The 22,488-nt window shown below is 72.2% G+C and carries 18 protein-coding genes; 4 read left to right on the forward strand and 14 right to left on the reverse strand.

The window, feature by feature from the left end:
• Positions 1-106 precede the first annotated feature (106 nt).
• Positions 107-856 carry a metallophosphoesterase family protein gene (locus N8J89_RS28755; protein WP_283660125.1) on the forward strand — a complete coding sequence of 250 codons (750 nt, stop codon included), beginning with the start codon at positions 107-109 and terminating at the stop codon, positions 854-856.
• On the opposite strand, the gene N8J89_RS28760 is transcribed toward N8J89_RS28755, so the two are convergent.
• From N8J89_RS28760 to aspS, 6 genes are all read right to left on the reverse strand, one after another.
• Positions 837-1,934 carry a pyridoxal-phosphate-dependent aminotransferase family protein gene (locus tag N8J89_RS28760; protein ID WP_283660126.1) on the reverse strand — a complete coding sequence of 366 codons (1,098 nt, stop codon included), beginning with the start codon at positions 1,932-1,934 and terminating at the stop codon, positions 837-839. The two genes, N8J89_RS28755 and N8J89_RS28760, sit on opposite strands and share 20 nt — an antisense overlap.
• A 10-nt stretch (positions 1,935-1,944) precedes the next feature.
• On the reverse strand, positions 1,945-2,754 hold the full coding sequence (locus N8J89_RS28765; RefSeq protein WP_283660127.1) for an SGNH/GDSL hydrolase family protein: 810 nt from the start codon (positions 2,752-2,754) through the stop codon (positions 1,945-1,947).
• A 74-nt stretch (positions 2,755-2,828) separates the two neighbouring features.
• Positions 2,829-4,157 carry an aminotransferase class I/II-fold pyridoxal phosphate-dependent enzyme gene (locus N8J89_RS28770; protein ID WP_283660128.1) on the reverse strand — a complete coding sequence of 443 codons (1,329 nt, stop codon included), beginning with the start codon at positions 4,155-4,157 and terminating at the stop codon, positions 2,829-2,831.
• Positions 4,158-4,244: 87 nt separating this feature from the next.
• Positions 4,245-5,453: an aminoglycoside phosphotransferase/kinase family protein gene (locus N8J89_RS28775; protein WP_283660129.1), complete on the reverse strand. Its 1,209-nt coding sequence runs from the start codon at positions 5,451-5,453 to the stop codon at positions 4,245-4,247.
• Between the two features lie 209 nt (positions 5,454-5,662).
• Positions 5,663-6,604, reverse strand: a complete 942-nt coding sequence (locus N8J89_RS28780; protein WP_283666273.1) for a DUF389 domain-containing protein — start codon at positions 6,602-6,604, stop codon at positions 5,663-5,665.
• Positions 6,605-6,609: 5 nt separating this feature from the next.
• Positions 6,610-8,394 (reverse strand): aspartate--tRNA ligase, encoded by a 1,785-nt coding sequence (gene aspS / locus N8J89_RS28785; protein ID WP_283660130.1) that lies wholly within the window; start codon positions 8,392-8,394, stop codon positions 6,610-6,612.
• A gap of 165 nt (positions 8,395-8,559) precedes the next feature.
• On the opposite strand from aspS, the gene N8J89_RS28790 reads away from it, so the two are divergent.
• Together N8J89_RS28790 and N8J89_RS28795 are read left to right on the forward strand one after the other, a co-directional pair.
• Positions 8,560-9,606, forward strand: a complete 1,047-nt coding sequence (locus tag N8J89_RS28790) for a zinc-binding dehydrogenase (protein WP_283660131.1) — start codon at positions 8,560-8,562, stop codon at positions 9,604-9,606.
• Positions 9,607-9,777: 171 nt separating this feature from the next.
• The gene (locus N8J89_RS28795) at positions 9,778-11,121 is read left to right on the forward strand and encodes a threonine/serine exporter family protein (protein WP_283660132.1); all 1,344 of its coding nucleotides are present in this window, start codon (positions 9,778-9,780) and stop codon (positions 11,119-11,121) included.
• Between the two features lie 140 nt (positions 11,122-11,261).
• Here the strand turns inward: N8J89_RS28795 and N8J89_RS28800 are convergent, their stop codons facing one another.
• Genes N8J89_RS28800 through N8J89_RS28835 form a run of 8 tightly spaced genes read right to left on the reverse strand, consistent with a single transcriptional unit; the run spans position 11,262 to position 21,828 of the window.
• On the reverse strand, positions 11,262-12,818 hold the full coding sequence (locus N8J89_RS28800) for a 4-coumarate--CoA ligase family protein (protein ID WP_283660133.1): 1,557 nt from the start codon (positions 12,816-12,818) through the stop codon (positions 11,262-11,264).
• Positions 12,819-12,862: 44 nt separating this feature from the next.
• On the reverse strand, positions 12,863-14,017 hold the full coding sequence (locus tag N8J89_RS28805) for an acyl-CoA dehydrogenase family protein (protein ID WP_283660134.1): 1,155 nt from the start codon (positions 14,015-14,017) through the stop codon (positions 12,863-12,865).
• Positions 14,018-14,022: 5 nt separating this feature from the next.
• Entirely contained in the window at positions 14,023-15,990 is a 1,968-nt protein-coding gene (locus tag N8J89_RS28810) for an ATP-binding protein (protein ID WP_283660135.1), read from the reverse strand.
• A gap of 11 nt (positions 15,991-16,001) precedes the next feature.
• The gene (locus tag N8J89_RS28815) at positions 16,002-17,600 is read right to left on the reverse strand and encodes an acyl-CoA carboxylase subunit beta (protein WP_283660136.1); all 1,599 of its coding nucleotides are present in this window, start codon (positions 17,598-17,600) and stop codon (positions 16,002-16,004) included.
• A complete protein-coding gene (locus N8J89_RS28820) occupies positions 17,597-18,754 on the reverse strand; it encodes an acyl-CoA dehydrogenase family protein (RefSeq protein WP_283660137.1) in 1,158 nt (385 codons plus the stop codon). The genes N8J89_RS28815 and N8J89_RS28820 overlap by 4 nt, the downstream gene beginning before the upstream one ends.
• On the reverse strand, positions 18,751-20,439 hold the full coding sequence (locus tag N8J89_RS28825; RefSeq protein WP_283660138.1) for an acyclic terpene utilization AtuA family protein: 1,689 nt from the start codon (positions 20,437-20,439) through the stop codon (positions 18,751-18,753). Before N8J89_RS28825 ends, N8J89_RS28820 begins: the two co-directional genes overlap by 4 nt.
• Complete coding sequence (locus N8J89_RS28830) at positions 20,432-21,220, reverse strand: TIGR03084 family metal-binding protein (RefSeq protein ID WP_283660139.1); 789 nt, start codon at positions 21,218-21,220, stop codon at positions 20,432-20,434. The genes N8J89_RS28825 and N8J89_RS28830 overlap by 8 nt, the downstream gene beginning before the upstream one ends.
• Entirely contained in the window at positions 21,217-21,828 is a 612-nt protein-coding gene (locus tag N8J89_RS28835) for a TetR/AcrR family transcriptional regulator (protein WP_252482761.1), read from the reverse strand. Before N8J89_RS28835 ends, N8J89_RS28830 begins: the two co-directional genes overlap by 4 nt.
• Before the next feature lie 189 nt (positions 21,829-22,017).
• Between N8J89_RS28835 and N8J89_RS28840 the strand changes: the two genes are divergently transcribed.
• Positions 22,018-22,455, forward strand: a complete 438-nt coding sequence (locus N8J89_RS28840) for a nuclear transport factor 2 family protein (protein WP_283660140.1) — start codon at positions 22,018-22,020, stop codon at positions 22,453-22,455.
• Positions 22,456-22,488: the final 33 nt, after the last annotated feature.

Genomic DNA, 22,488 nt, shown 5'->3' on the forward strand with positions numbered 1-22,488 from the left:
ATGCTCCCTCGTTGGCGAGAACTGCCGTGTTCTCGCTCCGCGGAAACTTACGAAGAAGTCACCTGTGAGGTTGCTCGGCAACAAGAACTCTGTGAGGTTCGGGGGCATGACCCGACGAGTGGCGGTGCTCTCCGACATCCACGGCGTGCTGCCCGCGCTGGAAGCCGTGCTGGCCGAGCCGGACGTGCGGGCAGCCGACTTGATCGTGCTGACCGGTGATCTCGCGGCCGGTCCGATGCCGGCGCCGACCCTGGAGGCCCTGGCCGCGCTGGGCGAGCGGGCGGTGTGGGTGCGCGGCAACGCCGACCGCGAACTGGTCGCGCTGGCCGCCGACCAGTCACCGCCGGTGCCGGATGAGGTGTCCCGGTGGGCGGCGCGGCAGCTGCGGCCGGCGCACCTGGACCGGCTGGCCGGGCTGCCGCACCCGGTCACCTTGGCGATCGAGGGGTTCGGGCCGGTGCTGTTCTGCCACGGCACCCCGCGCGATGACGAGGAGATCGTGCTGGTGGACAGCCCCCTCGACCGCTTCGACCAGGTTCTGTCCACTGTGGACGATGGCGTGCGCACGGTGGTGTGCGGGCACACGCACATGCCCTTCGCCCGGCTGGCCTCGGGCCGGATGGTGGTCAACCCGGGCAGTGTCGGCATGCCCTACGGCCGCTCCGGCGCGCACTGGGCGCTGCTGGCCGGTGGCGGGATCCAGTTGCGGCGCACCGAGTTCGACCTGGACACCGCCTGCCGCCGGATCGCCGCGGAGTCCAGCTACCCGGAGGCCGCCGCCTGGGCGGAGTACTACCTGCGCGCGAAGGCCACCGACCGGGAAGCCCTGGAGGTGTTCAGCCGAGCAGCGACCTGAGCGCGGCCAGCACCAGCGCGGGCCTGGCCGGGGTGGCGTTGGGCCCCATCAGCCCGATCCGCCAGACCCTGGTCGCGTACTCGCCGACGCCCGCGCCGATCTCGATGCCGAACTCGTGCAGCAGGCGGGTCCGCACGGTCGCGGAGTCCACGCCCTCGGGCACCCACACCGTGGTCAGCTGCGGCAGCCGGTGCCCGTCCGCGGCGAAGAGCTTGAGCCCCAGCTCGGCCAGGCCGTCCTGGAGCTGCTCCCCCGCGGCCCGGTGCCGGGCGTGCACCGCGGGCAGGCCCTCCTCCAGGATGCGGCCGAGTCCGGCGTGCAGGGAGGCGACCATCGCGGTGGGCGCGGTGTGGTGGTAGGTGCGGCCGCCGCCGTCGCCGCCGCTGACGTAGTCGCCGATCAGCCCGAGGTCCAGGTACCAGCTGCTGGGCCGCTGCACCCGCTGGTCCCAGGCGCGTTCGGAGAAGGTGAACGGGGCCAGGCCCGGCGCGACACCGAGGCATTTCTGGGTGCCGGCGTAGGCGATGTCCACGCCCCACTCGTCCAGGTGCAGCGGCAGCCCGGCGATGGAGGTGACGCAGTCGGCGATGACCAGGGCCCGCCCGTCCCTGGCGTGCACGGCCTCGGCGAGTCCGCCGATGTCGCTGAGCACGCCGGTGCTGGTCTCGGCGTGCACCGCGGCCACCAGGTCCGGCTTGGGGTGGGCCTCGAGCATGCGGCGGATGTCGATGGGCGCGCCCCACTCGTGGTCCACCCGCACCACCTCGGCCCCGTGCCGGGCGGCGACCTCGCACATGCGGTGGCCGAACAGGCCGTTGACGCCGATCACGGCGATCGTGCCGGGCCGCACGGTGTTGACGAAGGCGGCCTCCATGCCCAGCGAGCCGGTGCCCGACAGCGGCAGGGTGCGCCGGTTCGCGGTGCCCCACACGGTGCGCAGCCGCTCGCAGGTCTGGTCCAGGATGCGCAGGAACTCCGGGTCGAGGTGGCCCAGCAGCGGGGCCGCGAGCGCGAGGGTGGCCTCCGGGTAGGGGTTGCCCGGTCCGGGGCCCAGCAGCACACGATCAACCAACGCCATGCGCGGCACGCTACTCCCCGCCGCGCCGCCGCTGCCGCAGGTCCCGCCAGATGATCTGGGCGGCGTAGGGCAGCAGGTCCGAGCTGCGCCGCCACAGCCACGGCAGGCCCTTGAACACCAGCCAGCCGACGTGGTGCAGCGGGGTGATCTTCACACCCCCGGCGCAGGTCATGGACACCGGTTCGGGCAGCTGACAGCCCGCCGCCGCCAGGAGGTCGCCGAAGCCGCGGGCGAGCATCCGGTGGCCGAGCTCGGAGGGGTGCAGCCGGTCCACGCTCCAGGCGGGCAGCTCGTAGGCCCCGGGCAGCGCGTCCAGGTCCAGGCAGCCGATCCGGTGCCGGGCGACCACCTCGTCGGTGACCGCGTTGACCTCGGCGATCCGGGCGCGCAGCGCGCGGGCCAGCGGGCCGGGGATGCGGAAGACGCGGGCGTGGTCGTGGTAGCGGGCGGTGAGCACCACGGTCCCGGCCGCGGTGAGGCTGCCCACCACCTCGTCCAGGTCGTCCCGGATGGCCTGGGCGTCGAAGTCCGAGCGCAGGGTGTCGTTCATGCCGACCACCAGCACCGCGGCATCGGGGCGGCAGGCCAGGGCCAGGGGCAGCTGCCGTTCCCGGACGCAGCGCATGCGCGCGCCCTGGAAGGACAGGTTGTGCAGCTGGGCGCCGAGCCCGGCGGCCAGCAGCGGGGCGAACCCGCGCCAGCCGCCGGAGACCCGGTCGCCGATGCCAACGGTGGTGGAGTCGCCGAGCGCGACCAGGCTGTGGACCGCTCGCCCGGCGGCGCCGGAATCGAGCGCCGGGGCGGTGAGCTCAACCGTCACGCTGCCACGATCGGGGCCCTCGGCTCACTGCCGGTGAGATCAGGGTGACCGGGTGGAGACAGGTCGGGGAACTTTCACCGCGACACCGGCATCCCGTGCTCAATGCCCGCCCCGACCATCCGGTCCACGGCCTCGGTGAGCACGTCCTGACCTGGGCCGAGGTACATCCGCATGTAGGGCAGCGGGGCGGCGGTGGGCGCGTAGGGCCAGGGCCAGGCGGGGGCGAAGAGCACGCCGGTGCGGGCGAAGACCTCGTCCCGGAACCGGGCCTCGCCGTCGTCCAGGCCGGCGTAGGCGGCGGGCAGCGCGAAGAGCAGGTAGGAGGTGCAGGAGCCGGTGTGCACCGCGCCCGCGGGGTAGCCGAGGCGGGCGCTGAAGAGCCGGTCGACCAGGCGGCGCTTGGCCGCGTACTCCGCGCACTGGGCGGCCAGGAACGCCGTGCTGGCCGGGTCTGCCAGCCAGTCGGCCATGGCGTGCTGGTAGACCCCGCCGTACATCAGCGAGCTGTGCAGCCGGTACCGGTTGACCAGCAGGTCCAGGGTGGCCGGTTCGGCGGTCATCAGACCGACGCCCCAGCCGTTGCAGTGGAACTGCTTGCCCAGGGAGCGGACGGCCAGCCAGCGGCGGCGCGCGGTGGGCGGGGCGCCGGGCAGGCGGGAGAGCAGGACGCGCAGCGCGGAGGTGGGTTCGTCCTCGGGGTCGTGCACGCCGAAGTAGGCGTCGTCGACCAGCAGGCCCGCGCCGTGCTGGTGCGCGAGGTCCACCGCGGCGGCCACGAAGCCGGGCCGCCAGTTGACCGCGGTCGGGTTGTGCTGGGCGTTGACCACCACCATGGCCAGCCGCTGCCCGGGGTCGGCGGTGATCCGGTCGGCCAGGTCCTGCAACTCCCCGGCCAGCGGGCGGAACCCGGTCTCCGGGCGCAGCGGCAGGTAGCGGACCTGGTAGCCGAGGGTGTGGAAGACGCCCTCGTAGTCCCAGCTGGGTCCCGCCGCCACCACCACGGGCACCCGGCCGTCGGAGCCGAGCTCGTCGAGCAGGTAGCGGCCGAAGTCGAACATGGCGCCGCGGGTGCCGGTCCAGGTGGCGGCCACCTCGAAGTCCCGGCCCGGCTGGGCCACCGCTTCCAGGCGGTGCGAGGAGACCACGTAGTCGCGGGCCACCTTGCGCAGCTTGGGCAGGCCGTACATGGACAGCTGGTAGCCGTGGGCGTGCAGCGGGCGCTCGTGCAGGTGGTCGAGCAGCCCGGCCGGGGCCTGGTCCCAGGTCTCGCCGAAGCTCAGGCACAGCGGGTCGCCGTGCTCGCAGCCCTGGGCCAGGTAGGCGCGCAGCAAACCGACGTCGGGCATGCGGCTGGGCAGGATGTCGTCGGCGACGAGAGCGGCGAAGTCGGCACGAGTGGTCATGGCCGGTTCATACGACCGCCGCCTGCGAACGGTTCACCGGATTTCCAAGAATATCGTGATTATTCTTCCGGGACAGGTTTGCGCAGGTCAGCGGAAGGCCGGGTAGAGCGGGAGAGTGGCCGCGTCGGATCCGAACCGGCGCACGATGGCGGTGGCGACCGCCTCGGCGTGCTCGGCCAGCTCGTGCCTGCCGGAGACCACCGCGTCGGCCCGCAGCCTGCGCCAGCGGTCGGCCAGCGCGGCGCTGCGGCGCGGGGAGAGCTGGTTGGCGTCGATGGGCCGGTCGGTCTCGGTGATCCGCGGCAGCAGCCACCAGGTGGACAGCCACACCCACAGCACCTGGGCGTCCAGCAGCCTGGGCAGCAGCACCGCGTCGTCGTCCAGGTCCGGCCACACCGTGCTGGCCTCCGAGCGCCAGGCGGCGAGCATGGCCTCGGTCATGCCCTGGGGCAGGGCGAAGGAGCACCAGCAGGACGGGAACGGCACCCGCAGGTAGGCCACGTCCAGGGCGACATCGCGCATGCAGCCCCACTCGAAGTCCAGGAACCGCACGCCCCGGTTGGTGACCAGGTTGTTGTCCGGGCACACGTCGGAGGGGCTGAACGCGCGGTAGCGGGTGCCGCCGAGCAGCCAGCCGGTGTTGCGGGCGGCCTCGGCCACCGCGTCGGAGGTCTGCACGCCGATGGCCTCGGCCAGCAGCGCGGGCAGCTCGGTCAGCGCGGTGCGGGCTTCCGGGGCGATCGGATCGGTCCAGCTGCGCTGGCCGAGGCGGCGCATCAGCGCGTCGAAGTCGGCTTCGCGGCCCGCGGTGTTGGCGTGCACCCGGCCCAGCGCCCTGGCCCAGGCCAGCAGCGAGCGTTCGGCGGCCCGGGCGTCATCGCCGAGCAGCTTGTCGGCCAGGGTCGGCGCGCGGCCCAGGTCCTCCATGACCAGCAGCCGTTCGGCCGGTCCGTGCGCGATCAGCTCCGGGCTGACCCGCTCGCCGACGGACAGGGCGGTGAACAGCTGGCTGCTGGCCGCTTCGTGGGCGAAGGGGTCGGCGGTCTGACCTGGCAGCAACGGGGTGCGATATCGCTTGATCACCAACGTGCGGGGCATGGCGAAAGGGGTTTCCACCACTCGCACGCGGAGCACGACCGACCGGTCGCTCCCGCCCAGATCCTCGGCATCACTCAGCCGGACGCTCGCACCGAAGCGGCGGCGCAGCACTGCCTGCGCAGCGGCGACCGTCTCGGCCACCTCCGCTGCCACCGCGTTGTGGACGTCCAGCGGGCCGGTGGAGATTTCCACGCTCATCGTTGTCGACCCTACCGGGCTTGGCTATCACGGATCGGCATGATCTGGTTACGCTCTGGCAAAGCTATCCCGACCAACGAGCCTGAGGACATTGTCTTTCTGTTCCGATCTCGTTGCGGCGCAAGCCCTCTGCTGCGCGCCGATTCCACCCACCCGGCGTACTACCAACGATCGACAAAGGTCCGGAAGTTCCTCGGACAGGCTGGTGTTCACCCTTCCGCGAGTGGTCGGCCGTTGCCCCTGCGGCGGCTCTGCCGGTTGCGCAGCAGCAGTACCAGCACCGCGGCCAGCACGATCCCGGCCAGGTTGACCAGCAGTTGCAGCCCGGACTGCCCGGCCCGCCCGTATTCTCCCAGCACCAGTGCCAATGCCGCGTATCCGGCCGCGGGCACGGTGGTGACGGAAATGAAAACCCCTACCAGCGCGGCGGATTTCGACGAGGTCAGCGAGAGCATGCCGGCCGCGCCGGCCAGCAGGGCGACGATCAGGGAGAACGGGCCGACCTGGAAGACGAAGTCCACGTCGTGGTTGCTGTGCATGATCGATTCATTGAACAGTCCCGCGGCGTAACCGAGTGCGGCCAGTCCGGCGGTGATCACCACCGCGAACTGGAAGCCGAACACCAGTGCCGCGCTGGCCCTGCGGACCAGGTCCCAGCGCCGCCGGACCAGGCCGACCGCGAGTGCGGCCAGTGGCCCGAACTCGGGTCCGACGACCATCGCGCCGACGATGGTGACCGCCGAGTTGGTGATCACCCCGACCGCGGCGAGCAGGCAGGCGATGGTGAGGAAGCCCAGGTAGGTGAGGTTGAGCCGGGACTCCTCGCCGGTGCGGGCGATCAGCTCCTCCCACACCACCGCGTCCGCGCCCTCGCCCGGCGCGGCGGCCTCGGCCCGGTCGGCGGCGTCGGAGAGCGCGGTGTCGATGCTCTCCAGGGTGATCGCGCCGTGGTGGTCGATGCCCAGCTCGCACAGCTCAGCGAGCAGGTCGTCCAGGGACTCCCTGGCCACGTCGGCCTCGATGACATCGCCCTGGGGGCGCACGCCCGCGCCGGGCAGCAGCACCAGGTGGGTCGCTCCCGCGCACTCGTCAAGCAGCCGGAGCACCGCTTCGGTGTGCTCCGGCTGGTTGACCACGCGCAGGTGCAGCAGCGAGCTCACGCGGTCGCGGCGTCGCCCTTGACGGCGGGCTTGGCGTCCACGCCGGCTTCCTTGCGCTGCTGGGCGGTGATCGGCGCGGGCGCGGCGGTCAGCGGGTCGAAGCCGCCGCCGCTCTTGGGGAAGGCGATGACGTCGCGCAGCGAGTCGGCCCCGGCCAGCAGCATGCAGATCCGGTCCCAGCCGTAGGCGATGCCGCCGTGCGGGGGCGCGCCGAACTTGAACGCATCCAGCAGGAAGCCGAACTTCTCCTGGGCTTCCTCCTCGGAGAGGCCCATCACGCCGAAGACGCGCTGCTGCACGTCGGCGCGGTGGATACGGATCGACCCGCCGCCGATCTCGAAGCCGTTGCACACCATGTCGTAGGCGTAGGCCAGCGCGGAGCCGGGGTCCTTCTCGAAGTCGTCGAGGCAGTCCGGGGTGGGCGAGGTGAACGCGTGGTGCAGCGCGGTCCAGCTGCCGGCGCCCACGGCCACGTCGTCGGTCTCGGAGGTGGCCTCGAACAGCGGGAAGTCCACGATCCAGGCGAACTTCCAGTCGCCGTCGGAGATCAGGCCCAAGCGGTTGGCGATCTCCACGCGGGCCGCGCCGAGCAGCGCGCGCCCGGCCTTGGGGGAGTCCGCGGCGAAGAACACGCAGTCACCCGGCTTCGCGCCCACCGCGGCGGCGAGACCGGCGCGCTCGTCCTCGGAGAGGTTCTTGGCCACCGGTCCGCCGAGGCTGCCGTCCTCCTGCACCAGCACGTAGGCCAGGCCCTTGGCGCCGCGCTGCTTGGCCCAGTCCTGCCAGGCGTCGAGCTGCTTGCGCGGCTGACTCGCGCCGCCGGGCATGACCACCGCGCCGACGTAGGGGGCCTTGAACACGCGGAAGGGGGTGCTGGCGAAGTACTCGGTCATCTCGACCAGCTCGAGCTCGAAGCGCAGGTCCGGCTTGTCGCTGCCGTAGCGGGCCATCGCCTCGGCGTAGGGGATGCGCGGAATCGGCAGGCTCAGCTCGACGCCGAGCACCTCGCGCCAGATCGCGGCGATGATCTGCTCGCCGAGGCTGATCACGTCGTCCTGCTCGACGAAGCTCATCTCGATGTCGAGCTGGGTGAACTCCGGCTGCCGGTCGGCGCGGAAGTCCTCGTCCCGGTAGCAGCGGGCGATCTGGTAGTAGCGCTCCAGGCCGCCGACCATGAGCAGCTGCTTGAACAGCTGCGGGGACTGCGGCAGCGCGTACCAGGAGCCGGGCTGCAGGCGGGCCGGGACCACGAAGTCGCGCGCGCCCTCAGGCGTGGAGCGGGTCAGGGTCGGGGTCTCGATCTCGACGAAGTCGTTGCGGTGCAACACCTCGCGCGCGACCCGGTTGACCTCCGAGCGCATCCGCATGGCCTTGGCCGGTCCGCTGCGGCGCAGGTCCAGGTAGCGGTGCTTGAGCCGGATCTCCTCGCCGACCTCCAGGTGGTCGTCCAGCGGGAACGGCAGCGGCGCGGACTCGTTGAGCACCTCGAGGCCGGTGGCCAGCACCTCGATCGCGCCGGTGGGGATCTCGGCGTTCTCGTTGCCCTCGGGCCGCCGGGCGACCTCGCCGACGATCTTGACGCAGAACTCCGCGCGCAGCCGGTGCGCCCGCTCGGCCATCTCGCCCTCGCGGAAGACGACCTGGGCGACCCCGGAGGCGTCCCGCAGATCGATGAAGATCACTCCGCCGTGATCGCGACGCCGCGCCACCCAGCCGGTGAGGGTGACGGTCTGGCCTGCATGCTCGGCGCGGAGTGCTCCGGCCTCGTGCGTGCGCAACACGGGTACTGATCTCCTAGGTCGGCGGAGTCGGCGGGAATGCTTCCCAGCAGGTTAGCCAACGCCCCCGGGGTGCCTGCCAGCAGGTTTCCCCGGCGGCCACCGCCGCCACCGGCGTCCCGTCCCGGTAGCGTGCAAGCTACCAACGGGTAACGACGGAGGGCCGGTATGCGCGCGGCGAGGTTCGACCTGGAATCCGGGAAGTTCGGGCTGCACGAGGTCGAGGTGCCCAAGCCGGGGCCGGGCCAGGTGCTGGTGAAGGTCGCCGCGGCGGGGGTGTGCCTGTCCGATGTGCACATCATCGACGGCAGCCTGACCGGTTTCCGCACCCTGACCGGCCAGACCGTGATCACCTTGGGCCACGAGGTGGCGGGCACGATCGCCGAACTCGGCCCGGGGGTGCCGGCGTTCTGGCAGCCGGGCGCGCGGGTGGTCCTCTCCGCGGGCGACCGCTGCGAGCGCTGCCCGAACTGCCTGTTCCACACCGGTTTCTGCCTGCTGCCGCCCGCGCGCGGGGTGAGCTACGACGGCGGCTGGGCGGAGTACGCGGTGACCAGCCACCGCTCCCTGGTGCCGCTGCCGGCGAACGTGCCCTTCGAGCAGGGGTCGATCATCCCGGACGCGGTGTCCACCCCGTACGCGGCGCTGCTGCACAAGGGCGAGCTGTCGGTGGGCGACGCGGTGGGCCTGTGGGGCATCGGCGGCCTCGGCGTGCACGCGGTGCGGATCGCCCGGCTGGCCGGGGCGGCCCCGATCATCGCCTTCGACCCGTTGCCGCTGGCCCGCGAACGCGCCCTGGCCGCGGGTGCCGACCACGCCTTCGACCCGGCCGAGGAGGACCTGGCGGCCAAGGTCCGGGCGGCCACCGGCGGACTCGGCCTGGACCTCGCGGTGGACCTGGTCGGCCACCCCGCGGTGCGGGCCGCGGCCGATGACCTGCTGGCCCCGCACGGGAAACTGGTCCTGGTCGGGATGACCCAGGCCCCGCTGCAGCTGGAGCACGCGGCCCGGTTCAACGTCGCCCAGCACCAGGTCCGCGGCGCGTGGGGCTCGGAGCCGAAGGACCTGCACACGCTGGTCCGCCTGGTCGCCACCGGCCGCCTGGACCTGTCCAGCTCGGTCACCGAGGTCATGCCCCTGGACGAAGCGCCGGAGGCGGTGCACCGGCTGGCGAACAAGGTCGGCAACCCGATCCGGATCGTGCTGAAGCCCTAGTAGTTACCCCGCGTCCCAGCCCGGCACACGTGACCTTCGCGACACCGTGCAACGGCCGGGTCCACTCGCGCGATGCCCTGGTCGGCGGCGTGCGGGTGGCGGAGGTGTGTGGTGGGACTGCGGGGACTTCTGCTGCGGCGGGAACGGGTCGAACCGGCGATCATGAGTGCCATGTTGCACGGACCGAAGGTGCCCGACGCCGCCACAGTGCACCAGGTGCTGGACCTGGCGTTGCGCATCGGCGAGCTGCAACTGGCCTGCGGGGCCGGGGCCGCCGACGTCACCGCCACCATGCTCGCGGTCACCAACGCCTACGGCCTGCCGACCACCGACGTGGACGTCACGTTCACCTCGATCACCGCCTGCTGCCACCGCGGCAACCTGGCCGCCCCGGTGACCACCACCCGCGTGGTGCGCGCCCGCAGCCTGGACTACACCCGGCTGACCGCGCTGGAGCGCCTGGTGCGGGAGATCACCGCGGGCAAGATCACCGCGGATGAGGCGCTCAGCGGCCTGGAGGCGGTCTCCACCGCGCCGCACCCGTACCCGCGCTGGGTGTCCACGCTGGCCTGGGCGGCGATGGCGGCGGCGGTGGCGGTGCTGCTGGGCGGCGGGCCGCTGCTGGCCGGGATCGCCGCGTTCACCACCGCGGTGATCGACCGGGTCGGCCGGATGGTGAACCGGCTGGCGCTGCCGTTCTTCTTCCAGCAGGTCCTCGGCGGTGTGCTGGCCACCGGCATGGCGCTGGGCGTGCACGCGATGGACCCCGGCAGCCACCTGGTCCGGCCCTCGCTGGTGGTGGCCACCGGGATCATCGTGCTGCTGTCCGGGCTGTCCATCGTGGGCACCGTGCAGGACGCGATCACCGGCTACAACGTCACCGCCGCCGGCCGCGCCATGGAGGTGCTGCTGATGACCGCCGGTCTGGTCATCGGGGTGCTGCTGGTGCTGCGGCTGGCGGTCTCCCAGGGCCTGCACATCTCGGTGGCCGAACCGCCGCCGCCGCTGCTGGCGCACGTGCCGCAGATGATCGTGGCCGGTGGCCTGACCTCGTTGTGCTTCGCCTGGGCCAGCTACGCCACGCTGCGGGCGCTGTTCGTGGCCGGGCTGGCGGGCGCGGCGGGCACGGCGTCCTACGGGGTGCTGACCGTCCTGGGCACCGACGTGGTCATCGCCTCCGCGGGCGCGGCCATCCTGATCGGCTTCGTCGGCGGCGTGATCTCCCGGCGGCTGCGCATCCCGCCGCTGATCATTGCGGTCTCCGGGCTGACCCCGCTGCTGCCCGGCCTGACCACCTACCACGCGCTGTTCCAGCTGGCGGTGGACCAGAACATCGCCAAGGGCGCGCAGTCGCTGCTGCTGGCGGCCGGCATCGGACTGGCCCTGGCCGCGGGCGTGGTGCTCGGGGAGTACCTGGCCCAGCCCGTGCGCACCGGCCTGGGCCGCCTGGGCCGCACCCTGGCGGGACCCCGTTTCTCCGGCCCCCTCCGCCCCACCGAAACCCCGCTGGAGTAACCCCACCGCCGTGTTGGCCGTTGTCGTACGGGGTGTTGGCCATTGTCGTACGGGGTGTTGGCCGTTATGGCCCACCCCGGCCGCCCACAACGGCCAACACCCCGTACAAGTTCGGCCAACACGGCGGGTGGGGTCTCGCGTCAGCGGCCGCGCAGCTCGCGGCGCAGGATCTTCCCGGACAGCGCACGTGGCACCGCGTCGATGAACTCGACCACCCGGATCTTCTTGTACGGCGCGACCTTCCCGGCCACGAACTCCATCACCTCCCGCTCCGCCAAGGCTTCCTGACCGGGGGCGCGCACCACGAACGCCTTGGGCACCTCCTCGCCCTCGGCGTCGCGGACCCCGATCACCGCGGCGTCGGCGACCCGGGGATCGGAGAGCAGCACGGCTTCCAGCTCGGCGGGCGGCACCTGGTAGCCCTTGTACTTGATCAGCTCCTTGAGCCGGTCCACGATGAAGAAGTTGCCCTCGGCGTCCACCCGGCCGATGTCGCCGGTGTGCAGCCAGCCGTCCTCGTCGATCATCGCCGCGGTGTCCGCGCCCCTGGCGAAGTAGCCCTTCATCACCTGCGGCCCGCGGATCCACAGCTCACCCGCGCCGTCGGTGTCCTGTCCGGTGGCCGGGTCGACGATCCGGCATTCGGTGTTGGGCACCAGCTTGCCCACCGTGCCCTCCGGCGGGTGCTCGTCGGAGTCGGGGACCACGTGGGAGACCGGGGACAGCTCGGTCATGCCGTAGCCCTGGGTGATCCGCACGCCGAGCCGGGTGGCGCACAGGTGGCCGGTGTCGGCGTCCAGGGGGGCGGCCGCGCACAGCACGGACTTCAGCGCGGAGAGGTCGAACCGGTCCACCACGGGGTGTTTGGCCAGGGCGAGCACGATCGGCGGGGCCACCGGCACCTTGGTCACCCGGTGCTCGGCCAGCGCGGTGAGGAACTGCTCCAGCTCGAACCGGGGCAGCACCACAACCGTTGTGCCGCACCGCAACGCGTGGTTGAGCAGCACGGTGATGCCGTAGATGTGGAACATCGGCAGGATGGCCAGGATCCGGTCCTCCGGGCCGGTGGGCTGCATCCCGCCGGCCTGGGCCATGTTGGCCACGATGTTGCGGTGGGTCAGCATGACGCCCTTGGCTTTTCCGGTGGTGCCACTGGAATAGGGCATCACCGCCACGTCCTCGGCCGGGTTGATCTCCACCTCCGGCACCGGCCCGTCGGTGGCCATCAGCTCCAGGATCGAGCGGTGCCCCGGCGCGGTGTCGCAGACGAAGACGTGCTCGACCCCGGCCGCTTCCGCCGCGGGCACCGCGCGGTCCAGGAACAGCGAGATGGTGATGAGGAACCTCGCGCCGGAGTCGCGCAGCTGCGTGGTCAGCTCTTCGGTGGTGTACAAGGCGTTGACCGTGCTGACGATCGCGCCCAGGGTGGTGGTCGCGTAGAACACCACCGGGTAGGCCACCGTGTTGGGGCTGAACAAGGCCAGCACATCGCCCTTGCCCAGCCCCTCCTGGTGCAGGCCCGCGGCGAGCCTGCCGACCGCGGCGTCCAGCTGGCCGTAGGTCAGCCGCAGCCCGTCCGGCTTGCTCCCGTCCACCACCGCCAGGTGATCACCCCGTTCCCGTGCCCCGGCCAGCACGTAGCTGTGCACCGGCAGATCGGGGATCTCGACGTCGGGGAGCGGGCTGCGGTGGATCATGGCGACCTCCGGTGGCGTCGTTGCCGGGTGGGCCTTCTACCGTGTCAGTACGACTTCCCGAGGTCCAGGGTGTGCTGGGCGACGAAGTTGAGGATCATCTCCCGGCTCACCGGCGCGATCCGCCCGACCCTGGCCGCGCCGTAGAGGGTGCCGACCCCGTACTCGGTGGACATCCCGTTGCCGCCGTGGGTCTGCACGGCGGCGTCCACCGCGGCGATGGCGGCTTCGGCGGAGGCGTACTTGGCGATGTTGGCCGACTCGGCGGCGCTGGGATCGTTCTGGTCGTAGGCCCAGGCGGCGCGCTGGGTGGCCAGCCTGGCCAGCTCGACCTCGATGTGCGCCTTCGCCAAGGGGTGCGAGATCCCTTGGTGGGAGCCGATCGGCGAGTCCCACACCTTGCGGGCGCGCGCGTAGTCGGCCGCCTTGGCCAAGGCGTACCGCCCGATGCCGCAACCGTAGGCGGCCACGGTGATCCGCTCCGGGTTCAGCCCGGCGAACAACGCGGCCAAGCCCGCGTCCTCCCCGCCCACCAAGGCATCGGCCGGCAGTTTCACGTCGTCGAAGAACAGGGTGAACTGCCGCTCCGGTGAGGTGATCTCCATCGGGATCGGGTGGTAGGAGTAGCCGGGTGCGTCCGTTGGCACCACGAACAGCGCGGGCCGCAGCTTGCCGGTGCGCGCGTCCTCCAGCCGGGCCACCACCAGGGTCGCGTCGCTCTCGTCGACCCCGGAGATGTAGTACTTGCCGCCGGTGAGCCGCCAGCCGTCGCCGTCGGCGCGGGCGGTGGTGACGATCCGGTGGGAGTTGGAGCCCGCGTCGGGTTCGGTGATGGCGAAGGACATCTTCAGCGACCCGTCGGCGAAGCCGGGCAACCAGTTCTTCTTCTGCTCCGGGGTGCCGGAGTTGGCGATGACGGTGGCCGCGATGGCCGGGGACACCACGAGCAGCAGCAGCGGGCAGCCCCCGGCGGCGAGCTCCTCGCAGACGATGGCCAGTTCGGTGATGCCGCCTCCGCCGCCGCCGTACTCCTCGGGCACGGCGACGCCGAGGTAGCCGAGCTGTCCGGCCTCGGCCCACAGTTCGGTGGTCTTCTCCCCCGCTTTGGCCTTGTCGACCCAGTAGCCGTGCCCGTACTTGGCGGCCAGCGCGGCCACCGAGGCCCGCAGCGCGCGCTGTTCGTCGGTCTCCCGGAAGTCCATGTCCGTCAGTCCTCCATCGGCTTCTGCCCGGTTGGGGCGGGTTCGATCACGGCGAGCACGGCCCCGGCCTCGACCTGGGCGCCCGCGGTCACGGCGAGTTCGGTGAGCACGCCGTCGGCGGGCGAGCGCACCGGGTGTTGCATCTTCATCGCTTCCAGCACCAGCAGTTCCTGTCCGGCGCGCACGGTGTCGCCGGGCGCGGCGGTGACCGCGACGACGGTGCCGGGCATCGGCGCGAGCAGTGATCCCTCGGCGTGCGCGGCCCCGGGTTCGGTGAAGCGCGGCAACCGGCGCAGGGTCACGGGTCCGAACGGGGAGTCCACGAACACCTGTTCGCCGTAGCGCGCCACGTGCAGCGTGCGCCGCACCCCGTCGACCTCCACCACCACCGACTCCGGCGCGGCGGTCACCACGCTCACCTCGGGCAGGTTCTCGGTGATGATCCCGTTTCTGGTGAAGCGGTACTCGACCTCGATCGTCCCTTGTGGACTGTCGTAGGCCTTGACCTGGTTGGCCGAGTGCAGGTTCCGCCACCCGGCGGGCACGCGGGCCTGCACGGTGGCGGCCGCCCGGTTGGCGGCGGCCTCGGCGAGCGCGGCGGCCAGCGCGGAGATCCGCACCCCGCGCTCCTCGGCCAGCGGCAGGTCGAGTCCTGGGCGGGTGAGGAAACCGGTGTCCACCCGACCGGCCAGGAAGTCCGCGTCGCGCAGCACCCGGACCAGGAGGTCCCGGTTGGTGGCCGGGCCGTGGATGCGCGCCCCGGCCAGCGCGGCGGCCAGCCGGCGGGCGGCTTCGGCGCGGGTGGGGGCCCAGGCGATCACCTTGGCCAGCATGGGGTCGTAGTGGGTGCTGATGACCGAGCCGTCCACCACCCCGGCATCCAGACGCAGTCCGCGCTCGCCGGTGCCGGTGAACTCACTGTCCACTCCGGACACCTCGAACCGGTGCAGCGGCCCGCTGCCGGGCCGCCAGTCCGCGGCCGGGTCCTCGGCGTAGAGCCGGACCTCGATGGCATGTCCGCGCGGCACCGGCATCTCCGCGGGCAGCGGGCTGCCTTCGGCGATGGCGAGCTGCCAGGCGACCAGGTCGACGCCGAAGACGGCTTCGGTGACCGGGTGCTCCACCTGGAGGCGGGTGTTGGTCTCCAGGAAGTAGAACTCGCCCTTGGCCGAGACCATGAACTCCACGGTGCCCGCGCCCCGGTAGCCGATCGCCCGCGCCGCCGCCACGGCCGCCGCGGACATGGCCTCGCGCAGGGTGTCGTCCACCGCCGGTGAGGGCGACTCCTCCACGACCTTCTGGTAGCGGCGCTGCACCGAGCAGTCCCGCTCGCCCAGCGCCCACACCGCGCCGTGGGCGTCGGCGAGCACCTGGATCTCCACGTGCCGCCCGTGTTCCAGGTAGGGCTCGCAGAAGACGGTGCCGTCGCCGAAGGCGCTGGCCGCCTCGGCCCGCGCCGCCGCTACCGCCCCGGCCAGCTCCTCTGGCGCGCGCACGATCCGCATGCCCCGGCCGCCGCCCCCGGCGGAAGCCTTGACCAGCAACGGGAACTCGGTCACGTCCCCGGGGTCGAGCTCGGGCAGCACCGGCACCCCGGCCTCGGCCATCAGCTTCTTGGCCTCAACTTTCGCGCCCATGGCCTCGATGGCCTCCGGCGGCGGCCCGATCCACACCAGCCCCGCTTCGCCGACGGCGCGGGCGAACTCGGCGTTCTCGGACAGGAAGCCGTAGCCGGGGTGCACCGCGTCCGCCCCGCTGCTGCGGGCGGCCGCGATCAGCGCCTCGGCCCGCAGGTAGGTCTCACCGGGGGTGAGACCGGGCAGGCGGACCGCGAGGTCGGCTTCGGTGACGTGCGGGGACTCGGCGTCGGCGTCGGAGAACACCGCCACCGTGCCGATGCCCAGCGCACGGCAGGTGCGGAACACGCGGCGGGCGATCTCGCCGCGGTTGGCGACCAGGACTCGGGTGATCACGTTGGGGGACCTCACATCCGGAAGACGCCGAAGTTCCTGGTGCCGCTGACCTGTCCACTGTGGATGGTCGAGAGGCAGATGCCGAGCACCGTTCTGGTGTCCCGCGGGTCGATCACGCCGTCGTCGTAGAGCCGCCCGGACAGGAACGGGGCCAGCGACTGGGCCTCGATCTGCCCCTCCACCATGGCCCGCAGGTTCTTGTCGGCCTCGTCGTCATACGGCGCGCCCTTGGCCACGGCCGCCTGCCTGGCCACGATGGAGAGCACCCCGGCCAGCTGGGCCGGTCCCATCACCGCGGACTTGGCGTTGGGCCAGGTGAACAGGAACCGCGGGTCGTAGGCCCGGCCGCACATGCCGTAGTTGCCCGCGCCGTAGGAGGCGCCCATCACCACGGTCAGGTGCGGCACGGTGCTGTTGGACACCGCGTTGATCATCATCGCGCCGTGCTTGATGATCCCGGCCTGCTCGTACTCCTTGCCGACCATGTAGCCGGTGGTGTTCTGCAGGAAGATCAGCGGCACGTCGGCGGAGTTGGCCAGCTGGATGAACTGGGTGGCCTTCTGCGCCTCGGCGCTGAAGAGCACCCCGCGCGCGTTGGCCAGGATGCCCACCGGGTAGCCGTGCAGGCTGGCCCAGCCGGTGACCAGGCTGGTGCCGTAGCGGGGTTTGAACTCGTCGAACTCCGAGCCGTCGACCAGCCGGGCGATCACCTCGCGCGGGTCGAAGGGCAGCCGCAGGTCACTGGGCGCGATGCCGAGCAGGTCCTCGGCGTCGTAGCGGGGTTCGACGCTGGCCCGGCTCGGACCGGGGCCGAGCTTGCGCCAGTTGAGCCGGGCCACGATGTCCCGGCCGATGCGCAGCGCGTCCCGCTCGTCCTCGGCCAGGTGGTCGGCCAGGCCGGAGACCGCGGCGTGCATCTCCGCGCCGCCCAGCTCCTCGTCGTCGGACTCCTCGCCGGTGGCCATCTTCACCAGCGGTGGCCCGCCGAGGAAGACCTTGGCCTGCTGCTTGACCATCACCACGTGGTCGGACATGCCGGGGATGTAGGCGCCGCCGGCGGTGGAGTTGCCGAAGACCAGGGTGACCGTGGGCAGTCCGGCGGCCGAAGCCCTGGTGAGGTCGCGGAACATCCGGCCGCCGGGGATGAAGATCTCGCTCTGGCTGGGCAGGTCCGCGCCGCCGGACTCGACCAGGCTGAGCACCGGCAGCCGGTTGGCCACCGCGATGTCCATGGCCCGGAAGGACTTCTTCAGCGTCCACGGGTTGCTGGCGCCGCCGCGCACGGTCGGGTCGTTCGCGGTGATCAGGCATTCGACGCCGTTGACCACGCCGATCCCGGCGACCAGGCTGGCCCCCACGGTGTAGTCGGTGCCCCAGGCGGCCAGTGGGGACAGCTCCAGGAACGCCGAGTCCTCGTCGATGAGCAGCTCGATGCGTTCGCGCGGCAGCAGTTTGCCGCGTTTGTGGTGCCGGTCGACGTACTTCGCGCCGCCACCGGCCAGTGCCTTGGCGTGTTCGGCCTCCAGCTCGGCGAGCTTGGCCAGCATGGCTTCCCGGTTCGCCACGTGTTCCGGCGCCGCGGTGTCCACTGTGGACTTCAGTACGGTCATGCCGTGTACCCCAATCGCCTGGCCGCGAGGTCGGCGAGCACCTCGCTGGCCCCGCCGCCGATGCCCAGGATCCGCGCGTCCCGGTAGTGCCGTTCCACCTCGGCCTCCCGCATGTACCCGAACCCGCCGTGCAGCTGCACCGCGGCGTCCGCCACGAACGAACACGCGGCCACCGCCGCGTTCTTGGCCAGGCACACCTCGGCCACCACCTCCGCACCGGCGGCGGCGCGCGCGGCCACCGAGCGGGTGTAGGTGCGGGCCAGCTCGATCCGCTGGGTCATCTCCACCAGCTGGTGCCGCACGACCTGGCGGCTGACCAGTGGCCGCCCGAAGGTCTCCCGCGCCTTCACCCACTGGACGCTGAGGTCCAGGCAGCGCTGGGCGGTGGCGTAGGCCTGCACGGCCAGGGTGATCCGCTCGGTCTGGAACTGCCGCATCAGCTCGGCGAACCCGGCGTTCTCCCCGCCCACCAGGTTGCCCACCGGCACTCTGGCGTCCACAAAGGACAGTTCGGCGGTGTCGGAGCAGTGCCAGCCCAGCTTCTCCAGCCTGCGGCTCACGGTGAACCCCGGCGTGCCCTTCTCCACCACGAGCAGGCTCACCCCGCCGTAGCCGGGTTCCCCGGTGCGCACCGCGGTGGTGACGAAGTCCGCGCGCGCCCCGGAGGTGATGTAGGTCTTGGCCCCGTTGAGGACGAAGTGGTCCCCGTCGCGGACCGCGGTGGTGCGCAGCGCGGCCACGTCCGATCCCCCGTCGGGCTCGGTGACCGCCAGCGAGCCGATCTTCTCCCCGGCCAGCGCGGGCCGGACGAACCGGTCCACCAGGTCCGCGCCACCGGCGGCCACGATGTGCGGCAGCGCGATGCCGTGGGTGAACAGCGCGGCCAGCAACCCGGAGGAGCCACCGGCGGCCAGCACCTCCTCGTTGACCACCACCATGTCCAGCAGGTCACCGCCGCTGCCGCCGACCTCCTCGGGAAAACCGATGCCCAGCAGGCCGATCGCGGCCGCGGCCCGGTGCAGCGAGCGCGGCACCTCCCCGGCGCGTTCCCAGTCCGCCAGGTGCGGCACGGCCTCCCGCTGGACGAACCGGTGCACGGTCTCCCGCAGCGCCCGCCGCTCCGGCGTGCCGAACGGGTCGGAAACTTCGTTCACCACAACACCTCCGGCACATCGACAACCCGGGCCCGCAGCCATTCGCCGAGCGCCTTGGCCTGCGGGTCGAACCGGGTGGCCGAGGCCACCCCGTCGCCGAGCAGGCCGCGGATGACGAAGTTCACCGCGCGCAGGTTCGGCAGCGCGTGCCGTTCGACGGTCAGCTCCGCGCATTCCGGCAGCAGTTCTTGGAGCCGTTCGACGGTGAGGTGGTGGAACAGCCAGCGGTAGGCCGGTTCCGAGCGCACCCACACGCCGAGGTTGGCGTCGCCGCCCTTGTCCCCGGAGCGGGCCCCGGCGATCCGCCCGAGCGGTCCGCGCCGGGTCGGCTCGTGCCGCCCGAACGGCGCGGGTCCGCTGTCACTCCAGGACTCGGCGAGCTGCTGCCCCACCGGTTCCTCGACTTCGACCCTGCTCCCGTCCGGCAGCACCGCGACCTGCGTGACCGCGCTCCGGTCCACGTAGGCGGCCGAGTAGACCCCGAACGGGGTGCCGTCGCTGGGTGGCGCGGTCACGTGGAAACCCGGGTAGGAGGCCAGCGCCAGCTCGATCGCCGAGCGGGAGAACGCCTTGACCCGCTTGGGATCGGTGTCCTTGATGGTGGCGTGCAGCAGCGCGCTGGCGGTCTCCTCGGTGTCCGCGTCGGCCCGGTCGGTGCGGGCCAGCGTCCAGGTCAGCCCCTGCCCGCCGATGGCCTGCTCCAGCTGGGCGCGCACCAGGTCGGCCTTGCGCTGCACGTCCAGTCCACAGAGGACGAAGGTGGTGGCGTTGCGGAACCCGCCGAGCCGGTTCAGGCACACCTTGAGCTGTTCCGGCGGCGGCGCGCCGGTCACCCCGTGGATGCGCACCCGGTCGGGCCCGGCCTGTTCCAGCTGGATGGTGTCGAAGCGGGTGGTGACATCGGGCCCGAGGTAGGCCGGTTCGGCGATCTCGTAGAGCAGCTGCGCGGTGACGGTGTCCACGGTGACCGCGCCGCCGGCGCCCTCGTGCTTGGTGATCACCGAGCTGCCGTCGGCGGCGACCTCCGCGATCGGGAACCCCGGCTTGCGGAGGTCGGCGAGGTCGGCGAAGAAGGCGAAGTTGCCGCCGGTGGCCTGGGTGCCGCATTCCAGCACGTGCCCGGCCACGGTGGCCCCGGCCAGCGCGTCCCAGTCGGTGCGCGACCAGCCGAAGTGCGCGGCGGCGGGTCCGACCACCAGGGAGGCGTCGGTGACCCGTCCGGTGACCACCACGTCGGCCCCGGCGCGCAGGCACTCCGCGATGCCCCAGGCGCCGAGGTAGGCGTTGGCGGTCAGCGGCTCCCCGAAGCCCAGCTCGCCGGCTCGGTGCCGCAGGTCGTCGCCTTCGACGTGCGCGACCCGGACGTCCAGGCCCAGCTTTCCGGCCAGCGCCCGCAGCGCCGCGGCCAGCCCGGCCGGGTTGAGCCCGCCCGCGTTGGTGACGATCTTGACACCGCGTTCCACGGCGAGCCCGAGGCAGTCCTCCAGCTGGCGCACGAAGGTGCGCGCGTAGCCCAGCGAAGGGTCCTTGAGCCGGTCCCGCCCGAGGATCAGCATGGTCAGTTCGGCGAGGTAGTCGCCGGTGAGGATGTGCAGTTCGCCGTCATGTAGTTGTTCGCGAACCGCGCTGAACCGGTCACCGTAGAAGCCGGAGGCGTTGCCGATCCGCAGCACCCGGTCAGTCATCGAACCGCCCCGGCTCGCGGTCGGCTCCCGGCGGCCCGGCGAAGGCCTGCGCGATGCTCATCCACTTGGCCGCCACCGCCCCGGTGACGCTCAGCTTCAGATCGGCCGGGTTGCGCCTGCGCACGACGAGCAGGCAGAACTCCAGCGCGGACCCGCTGACCCGGTCCTCGGCCTCCTCCGGTCCCCATTCCCAGCGATCGCCCGAAGGTCCGGTCAGCTCGACCCGGACCGGCTTGTCCGGCAACGGTTCCTGGCGCACCGCGAAGGCGAACCCCATGGTCCGCACGCCCAGGTGCGCGATGTGCCGCAGCCGGTCGGTGGGCTCGCGCCGGACACCGAGGGCGTCGGCCACGTCCTGTCCGTGCGCCCAGGTCTCCATGATCCGCGCGGTGGCCATCGAGGTGGCCTTCATCGGCGGCCCGAACCACGGGATCTTCTCCGCCGGCGGCACCGCGGCCAGCGCCGCGCGCAGCGCGTCCCGCCCGGCCCGCCAGCGCCCGAGCAGCGACTCCGGCGCCTCGCCGACCCCCTCGGCCGCGCCTTCCTCCACAAAGGACAGTGGGTTGGCGGTCTTCAGCGACTCGGCGAACCCGGCCGGATCGGCGGCGGCCAGGATGGCCTGCCGGTCGGTCCAGGCCAGGTGCGCGAGCTGGTGCGCGATGGTCCAACCCTCGGCCGGGGTGGGTGTGGCCAGCCCGACCAGGTCGAGTCCGGCGACGAGGCGGTCCAGGTCACCGCCCTCGGCGTCGAGATCGGCCAGCAGTCCGGTCAGCGTGCTCATCGGCGTTGCCCTCCCAGCGCGTCATCCAGCATGGCCGCCCACTGCCGCACGATCCGCTTGCGGCGCTTGCCGTCGTCGGTGAGCAGGTTCGCCAGCGCCAGACCGCGGATCAGGTCCAGCGTGGCCTGCACCGCCTCCCGCACCCCAGGCCGGGACTCGTCGACGCGGAGCAGTTCCAGGGCCAGCCGGTGCGTCTCCCGCCCCAGCCGCGCCTGCAACGGCAGCACCAGCTCGTGCAGCTCCGGGTCGGTGCGGGCGGCGACCCAGAGCTCCAGCGCCGCGGTGAACAGCGGGCTGGCGTAGAAGTCGGCGAGCAGCTCGACCACCGCGGCGGTGTGCCCGCCCTCGGCAGGCGCGCTCGCGGCCTGCGCGCGCAACTGCTCGACACCCATCGCGCCCACGTACTCCACCGCCGCCGCGACCAGTTCGCCGCGGGTCCGGAAGTGGTGCAGCTGCGCGCCCCTGGACACCCCGGCGCGCTGGGCGACCAGGGTGGTGGTGGTCCCGGCCCAGCCGCGTTCGACCAGCGCGTCCACGGTGGCCACCATCAGCTTGCGCCGCGTCTCACGGCTGCGGTCAGCCTGCCTCTGCCTGGTCGGCGCGCCCATGCCGGCAGAGTCTTCCGCCGAACTAACAAACAGTCAAGCCTGCTTGTTAGTTGCGTGCGCAGCGACCCACGTCACACCACTTCGGCCGCCAACCGGCTTGCACCGCTGAATCGTACGCTGTACCGTACGTCATACGAACTGCTGGCGTGGCCGCGCGCCCGCAGCTCAGCGCGAGAAGAAGGAGTCACCTTGACCCACACCCCCGTACTGCCCACCGACGGCGCTGGTTTCGTCCCTGCCAGCGAGGACGTCGAGAGCGTGCTCGCCTGGTTCGCCGAGTACGACGCCGCCGCGGGCGCGGGCGAGATCCAGCGGATGGCCGACATGGCGCTGTTCCCGATCAACGTGATCAGCACCGACGCCGAGGGCAACGCCTCGGCCGCTTCGTGGACCCGGGAGGTCTTCGTCGAGCGCTGGACCGAGATCCTCGGCGGTGGCCACGACATCGAGATGAAGTCCGTCCGCACGCCGCACTTCGTCAGCCGGGAGCTGGTGTTCGTCACCACCGACTCCACCTTCACCGTGGAAGGGCACACCCAGACCGTGCGCTACGGCGACCTGCTGGTGCGCGTCGGCGGGCGCTGGCTGTTCCAGACCATGGTGCAGGGCGGCTGGGGCCAGCAGTAACAATGCGCACGCTACGACGGGTCCGGCCTGCCG

Source organism: Crossiella sp. CA-258035 (assembly GCF_030064675.1).
Lineage (GTDB): Bacteria > Actinomycetota > Actinomycetes > Mycobacteriales > Pseudonocardiaceae > Crossiella.